Origin of the sequence: Sphingomonas sediminicola (assembly GCF_014489515.1) — a bacterium.
Lineage (GTDB): Bacteria > Pseudomonadota > Alphaproteobacteria > Sphingomonadales > Sphingomonadaceae > Sphingomicrobium > Sphingomicrobium sediminicola.
The window spans coordinates 1198830-1211528 of the sequence record NZ_CP060782.1 but is presented as its reverse complement, the minus strand read 5'-3'; the positions used below and the strand labels follow the sequence as shown (position 1 = coordinate 1211528).

Below are 12699 nucleotides of genomic sequence, written 5' to 3'. Positions count from 1 at the left end.
TGAACCGGGGAGGGCCTGTAGCTCAACGGTAGAGCCGGCCGCTCATAACGGCTAGGTTGGGGTTCGAATCCCTCCGGGCCCACCAAACCCGAATTCAATCCCTATCGGGTTTCTTGCCGATCAGGCTGCAAGTTAGAAACTTTCCATGATGCTCGGTGAGCAGAGCGGACTCGCCAATGCTGTGTGCCGCCATGATCATGGCAATCTTGTTAAGCCGGTAGTTGTTCATCTGCATCCCCGGTGCGTTCCAGTCACGACCGGCGCAGATGTTCTGCCAGATCTTCACGCCGGGAATGTGGTGGCTAGCCCACCAGAGGGAGCGGGATGCCAGGCCGTCCGATCTCAGCGAGAAGTGGATATGAAAGCCGCCGCCCGGGCTCACCTTGTCAATCAGTCGCGAGATGATCGGCAGTCCGCGGCGGACCGGTATGTGCTGAAGGACCATGTAGCTGGTGACGAAGTCGAACTGCCCCAGTGCATTTGAAAGCTCATCGTCGGCGAGCAGGAATTGCACGTTCGCTACGCCGAACTGTTCGGCATTGGTCCTAGCTTCGGCAATCATCGATGGTGAGACATCGAGTCCCAATACATTTTCGAATTCCTGCGTAAGCGGCAACGCAAGCCGGCCGACGCCGCAGCCATGATCGAGAGCGCGTCCCCGAGGAAAGCTACCGAAATGCGTCTCATATCGCTTGATGATGTGGGCAATTGTCTGTCGGCCCGTTTGGAAGAACTCGTCGCGATTCTCGAGGATCTTGTTCATCGAGAACTTCTCGTCCGCGAGAACGCCGAAATAGGGATCGCGCTTCCCTAATTTTTCCCACGCTTTGTCGGTATTGAGCATCGCGTCCACCACAGCCGACCCGAGCATCGACTGCAACGGTGTTTTACGGAAGACTGGTGCTCCGGCCGCGCGGTGAAGTCGCGACCGGAGCGCTCGGTGAAAGCTTAGGCTGCGAGGCGCAGGGTTTCCCCAACCGCCTGCTTGATCGAGCTCTCCCGCTGTTCGGGGCTCACGGCGAGACCGTCGGCGGCAACGAACTCCGGCTCGACACCGATGAAGTTGAAGACCCCACGGAGGTAGCTCTCAAGATGTTCGAGCGACGCGGCCGGCGAGCCGTCATCGTAGAAACCGCCCCGGGCGAGTGCGACGATCACGCGCTTGCCCTTGACCAGGCCTTCGGGGCCTGTCTCCGTGTAGCGGAAGGTCTTGCCGGCGATCAGCAGCCGGTCGATCCAGGCCTTGAGCTGGGTCGGCAGAGTGAAATTGTACATTGGCGCGCCGACCACCACCGTGTCCGCTCCTAGAAATTCGTCGAGGACTGTCCCGTCGGCGAATGCATCGAAGGTCAGGTGGGGCAGGGGGTCAGACACCAGGTCGCGGACGACAATATCGGCCTCGGGCGTCTGAGCGCGAAGCCGATCGACGATGGAGCGGCTGACCGCGCGGCTGGCGCTGTTTTCGCCACTGATGCTGCTGTCAATATGCAGGATGGTCACTATTGCCTCCTTGGTATGTATTTGTTACCGAGGCACCCTAAGTAACCACATGAAAAGCGCTGGCAAGAACGCACTTTTTTGTGGCGGACGAACAAATTTGTGAGCCGGGAACATTGAGGTGACCACGAGATGAAAGATCCAGCGAATCCAGTCTGCCGGACGATCAGCACCTTGCTTTCGCGCATTGGCGACAAGTGGACCGTGCTTGTCGTTCAGACGCTCGGCGATGGATCGAAGAGGTTCAACGAGCTTCGGCGCGAGATCCCGAGCGTGTCCCAGCGCATGTTGACGCTTACGCTACGCAACCTGGAGCGGGACGGGTTGGTCAACCGGACCGTTACTCCGACAATCCCGCCGCGGGTCGACTATGAGCTGACCGAGCTCGGCAAATCGCTTCAGAAGCCGATTTGCGGTCTGGCGACCTGGGCCATGGAAAATGTCGACGCGATCCATGGTGCCCAGGCGCGCTTCGACGCGGAGCAGGACGCGCGCGACGCGGCCTAGGAGATCGGCACTGGCGGCTGCGGACGCAGCTTAGTACGAGGGCGCCCATTCCACGGAATGGGGAGAAAACGCGGATGAGAGTGATTGCGACTGCCGACGTCGGTGGAACGCATGCGCGTTTCGCGTTGGCAGCAATCGACGACTGCCAGGTGGTCGACCTCGGCGAGCCGGTGACGGTCAAGACCGGTGAATTCGCGAGCTTCCAACATGCGTGGCAGGAATTCGGCCGTCGCATCGAGCAGCCGCTTCCCAAGGAACTGGCGATCGCCTTTGCGGGCCCCGTCGGCGGCGACGTGCTGAAGCTCACCAACAATCCGTGGGTCATCCGCCCCGCGCTTATGTTTGAGAGGCTCGGCGTCGAGCGCTTCGTAATCGTCAACGATTTCGCTGCAATCGCCCATGCCGTCGCGGGGCTGGATGCATCGGCTTACCGTCACGTTTGTGGCCCTGAGCGGGGTCTGCCCGACACAGGCGTGATCACGATCGTCGGACCCGGCACCGGCCTTGGCGTTGCGAGCCTGCTAAAGCGTGCAGGCGGATATGAGGTCATCGCGACCGAGGGAGGCCACGTGGACTTCGCACCTCTCGACTCGCTCGAGGATGGGATCCTGCAGCATTTGCGGGAGAACTTCCGGCGCGTGTCGGTGGAACGGCTTGTGTCGGGCAGAGGCCTTCTCAACATCTACGAAGCGCTCGGAACGATGGAGAAGCGCCAGTTCACCCTCCGCGACGAGAAGGACCTGTGGACCGCGGCCTTGTCTGGGAGCGATACCCTCGCGTCCGCGGCGCTCGACCGCTTGTGCCTGACCTTCGGGGCCGCCGCCGGGGACTTCGCACTCGCGCAGGGCGGGCATGCCGTAGTTCTTGCGGGGGGACTTGGCTTGCGGCTCGTCGATTATTTGCCGAAATCGGGCTTCCGCGATCGCTTCATCGCCAAGGGGCGCTTCGAGCGAATGATGGATGAGATGCCGGTCAAAGTGATCACCCATCCACAGCCTGGCCTTTTCGGCGCTGCAGAGGCGTTCGCGAGCGGCCACGGCGTGATCGAGGCCAATGCTTAGCGCCAGCACGCTTTCCGACCGCCGGGGCCTGGTGGCCTTCGGTATCGGCGTGATCGCCGTTACTGCGGGCGTGCTCCTTCACGCGCCCATGTTCTGGATGGGCCGGAACCTGCATTTCATGCTCGCGGGCATGCCGATGGGCGCGGACATGATCGCCGGTATGTTCCTCATTGTCGGCGGGGTCGGTGTCGCGGCTTACGGGCTGTTGCCACGAAACGTCTCGGGTATCCTGTCGGCCTCTCAGGACATTGTCGTATCTCCGCCCGAAGACGCGCCATTGTCTCGAGCACACTGGGTTTTGATGGGCGTTCTCGTTCTCGCCCTCGTCATCGACATCATGAAGCCCGCGAGCCTCGGATTCACGATCCCCGGAATGATCGACGAGTATCGGGTTCCGAAGCAGACCGCTTCGATGGTACCCTTCTTCGCATTGGTTGGGACGGTCGTAGGCTCGATTGTCTGGGGAATTCTTGCCGACATCTATGGCCGAAAAGCTTCCATTCTGCTCTCGGCTGTGATGTTCGTCGGGACCTCCATCTGCGGCGCCATGCCATCGCTCGCCTGGAACATCGGCATGTGCTTCATGATGGGCGCGGCGGCGGGCGGCATGCTGCCGGTTACCTACGCGCTTCTCGCCGAAATGATGCCCAGCAAGCACCGCGGCTGGGCGCTTGTGCTCGTCGGGGGCTGGGTGCCGTGGGCGGCTATTTCGCTGCGAGCGGCTTTTCCGCGCTCCTCCAGCCTTTCTTCGGATGGCGCATCCTCTGGTTGCTGAACCTGCCGACTGGATTGTCGCTCGTTTTGCTCGGCGCGTTCATTCCCGAGTCCGCGAAGTTCCTCCTCGCTCGCGGCCGTCGCGAAGAGGCGAGGGCGGTGATGGCGCGCTTCGGGTCGGAGGCGCGCAGCACTACCCGCGCCGAAGAAGCCGCTTTTACGAAAGGGCCGTCGGTCGCTCTGACCGGCAAGGCTTTCTTCGGCAAATTGTTCGCACTGAGTCTTGCGGCTATCTGCTACGGTCTCATCAATTTCGGGCTGCTCCTGTGGCTGCCCGCGGACCTCGTATCGCGGGGCTACAGCATGGAGGTGACCAGCAAGCTGCTGGCGGAATCCGCTCTGATCGCATTCCCGACGGTGTTCATTGTTGCCTATCTGTACAGCAGCTGGAGCACCAAATGGTCCGTTGTCGGGTCCATCGCGGTGACTCTTGCCGGGCTTGCCGGCGTCCTCTGGCTGGAGTTCACCGGAAGCGGGAGCCCGGTCCTTCCCGTCGCGCTCCTGATCGTCGGCACGAACGGATTGATTGCGATGCTGCTCCCGTATGCGGCCGAAAGCTTCCCGCTCAGGATTCGCGGCAGGACAACCGGCACGGTGGCGGCCTGCACGAAGGCGGGTGGCATGTTCGCGCAATTCCTGGCGATCCTCGCGCTCGTCCCGCCGCTTGATGTCGTGTCGCTGATCATCATCGTTCCGACGATCGGTGCGCTCGTCCTCGTAGCCATGTTCGGCAAGGAAACACGCGGCCGCGACCTTCGTGATCTTGATCCCGATGGCCATACATTTGCGGCGACGGGTGTGTAGTCCGGTGTAAACGATTGGCGCCTATTGCGGCGCGCGAGCTGAGTGACGGAGGGGGAATGACCCGTGAAGCTCATCTGGCCTTGGAAGTTGGCGCCCAGCTGGGCGAGGGGCCTGTCTGGGTAGAGCGCGACCAGGCGCTCTGGTTTACGGACATCAAGCGCAAGAAGATCCACCGCTACGATCCCGAAAGCGGCGACCATCACAGCTGGGATACGCCAGAGCAGGCCGGCTTCATCTTCCCCGCAAAGAGCGGCGGTTACATCGTCGGACTTCAGAGTGGCCTTCATCGGTTCGATTCGAAGAAGGGAAAGTTCAAGCTCCTGGTTGCCGTGGAACCCGGTAGCCCGGACAATCGGTTGAACGATGGCGTAGTCGATCCGAAAGGTCGCCTGTGGTTCGGCACGATGGACGACAGCGAAAAGTCCAAGACGGGCGCCTATTACTGCTTCCATCGCGGCAAGCTCACGCGAACCAATGTCACGAGCATCGCGATCACGAATGGCCCGGCGGTCTCCCCGACGGGGCCATCCTTTATTGGGTCGATACGCTGAGGGGCACGATCTCCGCGTGCGAGATTTGGGGTGATGGACAGCTGGGGCCCTCCCAACTGGTGGTAAGAATCGACCCGCGGGAAGGTCATCCGGACGGTCCGACCGTAGATCGCGAGGGCGCGATCTGGATCAGCCTCTATTCCGGATCGGAAGCGCGTCGATATTCGCCCGCAGGCGAGCTGCTGGAGCGGGTTCGTTTTCCCGTCTCGAACATCACGAAGATTGCGTTCGGAGGGCGAGACCTGAACACGGCCTTCGCGACCACAGCCCAACATTTGCTGTCACCCGAAAAGCTGCTGAGGGAGCCGCTTGCTGGGTCGTTGTTCGCCTTTCAGGCGGGTGTGTCGGGAATCCCCACGCCGCCGATCGCAGACTGACGATCAATGTCATGCCACGGAGCGCGAATGCGTTGACAACGCCATGCGTTCCTATGCACCCATGGTCTTCAAGGTCGCGCCATTCGGCGGTGCCGGCAGAGAGGGAGCATCCGCAGAATGGTTATCGCAACTGGGATCGGCGAAGGCGAGGCCAATGCAACTCCGCTGGAGTTGCCGGACGGCGGAGTGGACGCTCCGAGCCTGCGTTATTTCGTGTTCGCGCTGTTCTTCATCTTCGGCGGCATCACCAGCCTCAACGATGTGATCATCCCGAAGCTGAAGGAGCTGTTCACGCTCAATTACACGCAAGCGATGCTTGTCCAGTTTTGCTTCTTCACGGCCTATCTCGTGATCGGAATTCCCGGAGCTCAGCTCGTCAAGAAGATCGGCTACATGCGTGGAGCAGCGGCGGGCCTGCTGATCATGATGGTGGGATGCCTGCTGTTCATTCCGGCATCGCGGACCGCGACTTACGGCCTGTTCCTGCTTGCTCTGTTCGTCCTCGCCAGCGGCGTGGTCGTCGTGCAGGTGGTGTCCAACCCGCTCATCAGTCTGCTTGGCCCCGCAAAGACGGTGCACAGCCGGCTGACCTTTGCCCAGGCGTTCAACAGCCTCGGCACCACCATTTTCCCGCGTGTCGGCTCGGCGCTCATTCTCGGTGGTCTCGCCGGCGTGTCGGCTTCGCAGCTCTCGGGCGCGGCGCTCGACCAGTATCGGATGGAAGAGACCCAGGCGATCGTCTCGACCTACATCGGCCTCGCCGTCGCTCTCGCGGTGATCGCTGCGGTGGTCTGGATGTTCCGCGACAAGCTTCCCGGTGAAAAGCACGATCACAGCTCGCCGCTCGCGGGCTTTTCCCTGCTGAAGCGCCCTCGCTTCGGCTTCGGGGCGTTGTGTATCTTCCTGTATGTTGGCGCGGAAGTGTCGATCGGGTCGCTGATCGTCAATTACCTGATGCAGAAGCACGTGCTCGGAATCTCCGATGCGGCCGCGGGCAAGCTGATCATGTATTATTGGGGCGGCGCGATGGTCGGCCGCTTTATCGGATCCTACTTCCTGCGGGTCATGAGCCCGGGCAAGATCCTGGCCTCGGTTTCGACGGGCGCGATCCTGCTGATCGCGATTTCGGCCAACACGACCGGCACGCTGTCTGCTTACAGCCTGCTCGCGATCGGGCTCATGAACTCGATCATGTTTCCGACGATCTTCAGCCTGGCGTGCGAAAAGCTCGGTCCGCGTGCTGCGGACGGCTCCGGTATCATCAATATCGCGATTTTCGGCGGGGCCGTAGTGCCGCTGGCGACCGGCTTCCTGGCCGACCAGTCGGGTAGCCTGCAGTTCGCGCTGCTACTCCCCGCGCTCTGCTACGCGATCATCGCAGGGTTCGGCATCTTCGCCCGGCGTCCGGCGGAAGGTCCGGTGATGGCGCCGCTCACCGCCTGAGGCGCGCTCGCCACTGCAGCTAGCCGGAACTCGTACGCCGCGAGAATTGGACGCTCGTGGCCGCACGAAATGGTGAGGATGGTCGGGGAGACAGGATTCGAACCTGCGACCCTCTGCTCCCAAAGCAGATGCGCTACCAGGCTGCGCTACTCCCCGACGGCGGCCTGCTACACGGCAGCGCCGCCAGGAACAACCGCCTGAATCCGCCTATTGTTGGTTGGTGTGCTCGTCGTCCTTATGCGTAACATTCACGTCGACATCGACGTCACCAACCTTGTTCTCGACCTTTGCGGCGGTCTGATCGGCTTCCTTGGCGATTGCGCCACCCAGGTTCTCGGCGGCGTTTCCGATGTCTTCGGCGGCATTCGCGGCAACGTCTTCATTGAACGACAAGGTCGTCGAATTGTCGTCCTTCGTGACTTGGCAGGCACCGAGCAGAAGAAGCGGAACGGCAAAAAGAACTCGCATAGTTTCCTCCCTTTTGGGGGCTCAACGCCGCTTGGCCCGTTTCGGCTCCGGCTCGATTCCGCCCGACAGCACGCCAAGCATGGCGGTCCATGCCGCGACATTCTGGCGAAGCGCCTCCGGATCGATCTTGTCGAGTGTGTCGTCGGGCGTGTGGTGGATGTCGAAATAGTGAGTGCCGTCCTGACTCAGGCCGACACCTGGCAGGCCAGCGTTCAGCAGGGGCTCGATGTCGGATCCGTCCGCTTTCTCAAGCGAGCCCGGCACGATTCCTAGCGGTGCGAGCGCGATTTGAAGCGCCTTGGCCTCCGCTTCGCGGTCCTTGCCGAGCTTGCTGTCGACCTTCCAGATGCGGTCAGCGCCGAAGTCGCTCTCTGCGATCGCATAATGCAGCTCGGTGCCATGCTTCTTCTGGTAGTCGATGCCGCCAAAGAGGCCGACTTCCTCGGCACCGAACCAGACGATGCGAATGGTGCGGAGCGGCCGCCCGCGTCCATGATGCGTTTTGCGGCGGCGGTCGTGATGGCGACGCCTGACCCATCATCTATAGCGCCGGTGCCCTGGTCCCAGCTGTCGAGGTGGCCGCCGACGAGGATGAAGGGTGCCTTGGGATCTCGCCCCGGGACCTCGGCGATCACGTTGCCCGACTTCCCCTGGGTTACCTGCGAAACGAGCGTCAGATGCATCGTCACCGGTTGGCCACGCTTCAGGATGCGCTGAAGCTGCTCCGCGTCAGGAATGCTGAGTGCTCCAGCGGGAATCGGCTTCACACCATCCGCGAAGGTCTGGACACCCGCGTGCGGGTTCCGGTGATAGTCGGTGCCGATCGAGCGCACGACGATTGCGATGGCACCTTTCTTGCTCGCGACGGTCGGGCCCTGCCGGCGAGGCCCTCCGAAGAAGCCGTAGCCCGAACCGTCCTGCGTTCGCGGCATCGCGTGGGAGACGAAGACGATCCTTCCGCGCACTTCGTCAGCCGGCGCGGCTTCGAATTCGGCCATCGAGTTGAACCCGACGATTTCCCCGGTGATCCCTTCAGGAGGCGTCGATGCGCTGTTGCCGAGCGCCGTGATCACCATCCGCTGCGGGAACGGTGTGAGAACCTCCGCGCCTTCCGCGCCCCGTGTCCAGACAGGCATATCGAACGGCTCGATCCGGACATTGGCAAAGCCCATCGCCTTGAGCTTCTTCACCGCCCATTCGCGAGCGCGCGCCTCGGCCTCGGTTCCGGCCATCCGGGGGCCGACCTCTGTCGTAAGGCCTTCGACGATGTCCCAAGCATAATTGTCCTTCAGCGCGTCATCGCGAAGCTGGGCAACCTGCGTAGGCGCAGGCTGAGCGAGGGAAGGGGCGGCGGATGCGAGCAGGAACGCGGCGAACAGATGCTTGGTCATGGGCGATTGCCTAGGGCAGGGACGCACGCCAAGTCACCATGCGCTTCGATAAAAAGCATGCGGCACTCCATCAAAGAAGGCGAAGCTGGTTGCCTTGAGGCGGTTGGAACAGGTCGCGGCGAAGGCCGAACTTCGATCGCTGCAGGCCATAGCGAGCGGCCGCCTTCTCAAAGCGAGTCCGGATGAGGTCCGCCCACGGCCCCTGACCCTGCATGCGGCTGAAGAAGTTGGGATCGTTCTCGCGGCCGCCGCGCAGCGACTGGATGGTTGACATCACCTTGCTGGCCCGATCGGGAAAATGCTCGTCCAGCCATGCCCGGAACAGTGGCGCCACCTCATGCGGAAGCCGCACCGGCAAATAGAAACCTCCGCATGCGCCGGCTCCAGCTCCCGCTTCGACGATCGCCTCGAGCTCGTGGTCGGTGATCTGCGGGACGACCGGGGCAATGGCGATGTGGCATCGGACGCCCGCCTCATTGAGCGCCTTGATCGCCGCGATCCGCCGATGTGGGGTTGGAGCGCGAGGCTCGAGCGTCCGGGCGATCTTCGGGTCAAGTGACGTCACCGACAGCGCGACCGATACGATCCCGAGCTCGGCCGCGGGCTTCAGCAGGTCGAGATCGCGCAGAACGCGATCCGACTTGGTGGTGATCGTGAATGGGTGCTTGGTTTCCACCAGTAGTTCTATGATCGAGCGCGTGATCCGCCATCTTTCCTCGATCGGCTGGTAGGGATCCGTGTTTGTCCCCATTGCGATCGGCGCGCATTCGTAGCCCGGCCGCGACAGCGTTGCGTGGAGAAGCTGGGCGGCTTTGGGCTTCACGAACAGCCGGGATTCGAAATCCACGCCCGGCGACAGGTCATGATAGGCGTGCGTCGGCCTGGCGAAGCAGTAGATGCAGCCATGCTCACAGCCGCGATACGCATTCACCGATCGGTCGAAACCAATGTCCGGCGAGCGATTGCGGGTGAGGATCGACTTCGGATGCTCGATCGTGACCGTCGTTCGGCGCTTCGGAACTCCATCGAGCGCCTCTACGCTGTCGAGCCATTCACCTTCGACCAGCCGCTCCTGAAGATTGAAGCGCTTCGGCGTTGAATTGCGCGTCGCTCCGCGCCCTTTGATCGACTCGACCGGCATGCCGGCAAACTACGCCGACAGTAAGAACAGAACAAGAACAAATGGGCGATCAGGGCTCGCCGGTGGGTGCCATCTGAGTTGCTGCGGCAAGGTTGGTCTGCGCCGTTGGGAAGGCAGGCCAGCGATGTTGCGAAAGAGCGCTCAGCGTCGGCGTGTCGGCTTTCGCGAGACCCTGATAGACCCACAGGTTCCGGAACACCGCCGGGACGTAGTAGCGCGTCTCCCAATAGGGGATGGACTCGATCCAGAGCAGGGGATCGCCCTGACCGCCCAAGGACGTCGACCAACGAGCGACGGGCAGTGGACCCGCATTGTAAGCCGCGATGATCTTTGGAAGCTGACCTTGCGTGGACGTCGAAACGCGCATCGTCTCAATGAAGCTCTGGCCGTACTCGATGTTGGCTGTGGGGTCGAACAGGCTTCCGGCGTCATAGCCATTCCGCCGGGCCATCGCGTTCGCGGTGGTCGGCAGTACCTGCATCAGTCCGACCGCTCCAGCCGGGCTGACCGCATCGACACGGAAGTTCGATTCCTGCCGCATATGCGCAAGCGCAAGCGCCGGATCGATCCGCCAGCCGCTGCGCGGCATCCAGCGCGGGATGGGGTAGCGGTCGACCGCATCGACGACGGCGCCGTACTGGCCGTTATGGGCGAGCCAATATTGCGCCGACGGCAGATCGAGCTTTTTCGAGAGCTCGATCAGCGAGTGATGGTCCTGGACGCGCCCGATCTGCGCCTGGTGCTTGATCAGCGCTTCCGCGAGCCAGGGCTGGCCGATCTGAACCAATTCTTCGGCGCGGCGGACGTTGGGAAGGTTTTCGATGCGCCCAATGCCGTTGTGGATATCCGGCGGAAGCCTCTTGTCGATGCCGAGGGTCTCGCGCGCCAGAAGGCCGTAGAAGCTCTCGGGCGAGTTGGCGGCAACCTTTAGCAAAGGCGCTACCGAGTTTGGTCTGCGGCATGCCTGTTCGGCGCGGGCCGCCCAGTAGTAGCCGGCCGCAGCCAGCTCCCGCTGCTGTGCCCGGGATCCGACCTCGCGAAAGGCAATGGACGCGGAATTGCAGTCGTTGAGCCGCCAGGAGGCAAGGCCCGAAACCCATGCCGACTGGCTCGCCCAATCGCCGCTGGCGCCAACCCGATATGTATCGGCGACCCGGCGGGCATCGGCATCGCGGCCAACGGCGAAATAGGACCAGGCGACCCGCTGACCCGCTTCCGCACGCGCTTCGTAGGAGAGGAGCGGCGTTGCCTGCATCAGCAGGAGCTCCGCGTTGACGGCGTCGTCCACCTTGATGAGCGGATCGAGCTGCGCCCGGAGCGCATCTGCTGCTGGCTCGCCGGTGACGGCCTTAGCCTTGTACCGGCTGGGAGAGTTGCCTAGCCAGGTCGTCGGGCGGCGCGTGACATATTGCGGAAGCGTCGTTGCGCCACGCGTAAGCGCCATTCGCGCAAGCTGCTCCGCCTCCGGGAGCTCCGGCGCCTCAGCAAGAAGGGCCTGGATCTGTCCAAGCGACACGACCGGTGATCCCTTGGCGGTATAAAGCTCGGCCTTGGCCACGGGGGTAAGGATGCTCTGCGGAAGCGTCGCGATTCCGATCTGCGCTTCGGCCCAGCGGCCGCCGCGAATTGCGGAGAAGACCTCTCCGTAGTTGCGGGGAACCCGGACCGCGACGACCGGTGCCGTCGGCGGAGGAGCAATTACGGGCGGGACGACGGTCACCGGACCCTGAGCGACGGGATCGGAAGTTACGTTCGATTGGGCCTGCTCCGTTCCCGCCACAGGAACGAGGACTGGAAGCGGGCTAACTGACGGTTGTGACGGAAGCGGTGCGAGCGGGTCCGAGGCCTGGCCCTGCACCGCCGCGGCTGCAGCTGCTGCAAGAAACAGATGAATGCTCAAACCTCTTCCTCCATCAGAAGTAGAAGGTCACGCCACGCCAGCGCCTTGTTCGACGGTCGATCGAGCAGGAACCGCGGATGGAAGGTTGCTACCGCACGCACCCTTCAACTTTGTGAACATGACCGCGGGCGACTGTGAGCGGCTTTCCGAGCAGTGCCCGGCATGGTGCATCCCCAGAAGCAGCAGTCGCTTCGGCTTGGCGAGGGCGACGTGCCTTCGCGCAAGTGTCGCGCAGGCTTCAAGATCGTTGCCGGAAAGGCGGGTGCCCGGGCTATGGAAGCAGGTCAGGCCCGAGACATAGGCCTGGTTGCTATCGAAGCCGATCGCTGCAAGCATGCGCTGGGTGAGTTCCCAAGCCGGCCCCGCGATGGGTTGTCCTTCGGCAACATCCTCGGGCGTAGGCATATCGGCAAGAAGCATCACCTCGGCCGCTTCAATTCCTATCGGAAGAGCACGACGAGCATTGGCCTTTGCCAACGGAAGAGAAGGCGTCTCACCGAGCCAGTGTCGAAATGCCTCGAGACTTGCAGGAAGTTCCGGGGTTGGCTCGGGAGCGCCGAGCGTGTGGGTCTCGACAGAAGTCACGGCCGCGGTCGCGCCGAGCCAGGCGCGCGGTTGCTCCTGTATCGCAACATCGACTCCCGCCTCGATCCACCAGCCAATGACGCTGGCAGCCTCGGCCGCAGTCAAGCGGTCGTGCTCCCCACCCATGATTTGATTAGGCCTCAGCATTGACGCCGAGGTCAAGGAAAAGCAGGGCTAGCGCGGGCAAGGCGCCCTGCCTG

The 12699-nt window shown here is 62.7% G+C and carries 11 protein-coding genes, 2 tRNA genes and 2 pseudogenes; 7 read left to right on the top strand and 8 right to left on the bottom strand.

Annotation, left to right across the window (positions count from 1 at the left end; all coding sequences use genetic code 11):
• The first annotated feature begins 11 nt into the window (after positions 1-11).
• Positions 12-85: transfer RNA gene (locus H9L14_RS06520), tRNA-Ile, on the top strand.
• 9 nt (positions 86-94) lie between these two features.
• Here H9L14_RS06520 and H9L14_RS06515 read toward each other — a convergent pair.
• Both H9L14_RS06515 and H9L14_RS06510 read right to left on the bottom strand, forming a co-directional pair.
• Positions 95-844: a class I SAM-dependent methyltransferase gene (locus tag H9L14_RS06515; protein WP_187709670.1), complete on the bottom strand. Its 750-nt coding sequence runs from the start codon at positions 842-844 to the stop codon at positions 95-97.
• Positions 845-948: 104 nt separating this feature from the next.
• The gene (locus tag H9L14_RS06510; RefSeq protein WP_187709669.1) at positions 949-1500 is read right to left on the bottom strand and encodes an FMN-dependent NADH-azoreductase; all 552 of its coding nucleotides are present in this window, start codon (positions 1498-1500) and stop codon (positions 949-951) included.
• Positions 1501-1629: 129 nt separating this feature from the next.
• Between H9L14_RS06510 and H9L14_RS06505 the strand changes: the two genes are divergently transcribed.
• The 6 genes and pseudogenes from H9L14_RS06505 (at position 1630) to H9L14_RS06485 (ending at position 7014) form a co-directional block, all read left to right on the top strand.
• A complete protein-coding gene (locus H9L14_RS06505; RefSeq protein WP_187709668.1) occupies positions 1630-2004 on the top strand; it encodes a winged helix-turn-helix transcriptional regulator in 375 nt (124 codons plus the stop codon).
• 74 nt (positions 2005-2078) lie between these two features.
• Positions 2079-3065, top strand: coding sequence for a glucokinase (gene glk, locus H9L14_RS06500; protein ID WP_187709667.1), 987 nt, complete (start codon positions 2079-2081; stop codon positions 3063-3065).
• Positions 3058-3840, top strand: coding sequence for an MFS transporter (locus H9L14_RS16585; RefSeq protein WP_281389439.1), 783 nt, complete (start codon positions 3058-3060; stop codon positions 3838-3840). The genes glk and H9L14_RS16585 overlap by 8 nt, the downstream gene beginning before the upstream one ends.
• Positions 3762-4643 (top strand): MFS transporter, encoded by an 882-nt coding sequence (locus H9L14_RS06495; RefSeq protein ID WP_281389438.1) that lies wholly within the window; start codon positions 3762-3764, stop codon positions 4641-4643. Before H9L14_RS16585 ends, H9L14_RS06495 begins: the two co-directional genes overlap by 79 nt.
• A 56-nt stretch (positions 4644-4699) precedes the next feature.
• Positions 4700-5571 (top strand): annotated as a pseudogene (locus H9L14_RS17375) (SMP-30/gluconolactonase/LRE family protein).
• Between the two features lie 117 nt (positions 5572-5688).
• Entirely contained in the window at positions 5689-7014 is a 1326-nt protein-coding gene (locus H9L14_RS06485; RefSeq protein ID WP_187709666.1) for a sugar MFS transporter, read from the top strand.
• 79 nt (positions 7015-7093) lie between these two features.
• Here H9L14_RS06485 and H9L14_RS06480 read toward each other — a convergent pair.
• The 6 genes and pseudogenes from H9L14_RS06480 to H9L14_RS06455 all read right to left on the bottom strand — a co-directional run bounded on the left by H9L14_RS06480 (position 7094) and on the right by H9L14_RS06455 (position 12625).
• Positions 7094-7170 (bottom strand) — tRNA-Pro (locus H9L14_RS06480).
• A gap of 51 nt (positions 7171-7221) precedes the next feature.
• Complete coding sequence (locus H9L14_RS06475) at positions 7222-7482, bottom strand: hypothetical protein (protein ID WP_187709665.1); 261 nt, start codon at positions 7480-7482, stop codon at positions 7222-7224.
• 21 nt (positions 7483-7503) lie between these two features.
• A pseudogene (locus H9L14_RS06470) lies at positions 7504-8873 on the bottom strand (M28 family peptidase).
• 70 nt (positions 8874-8943) lie between these two features.
• The gene (locus H9L14_RS06465; protein WP_187709664.1) at positions 8944-10014 is read right to left on the bottom strand and encodes a PA0069 family radical SAM protein; all 1071 of its coding nucleotides are present in this window, start codon (positions 10012-10014) and stop codon (positions 8944-8946) included.
• Between the two features lie 49 nt (positions 10015-10063).
• The gene (locus tag H9L14_RS06460; RefSeq protein WP_187709663.1) at positions 10064-11914 is read right to left on the bottom strand and encodes a lytic transglycosylase domain-containing protein; all 1851 of its coding nucleotides are present in this window, start codon (positions 11912-11914) and stop codon (positions 10064-10066) included.
• A 27-nt stretch (positions 11915-11941) separates the two neighbouring features.
• Positions 11942-12625: a uracil-DNA glycosylase family protein gene (locus H9L14_RS06455; RefSeq protein ID WP_187709662.1), complete on the bottom strand. Its 684-nt coding sequence runs from the start codon at positions 12623-12625 to the stop codon at positions 11942-11944.
• Positions 12626-12699: the final 74 nt, after the last annotated feature.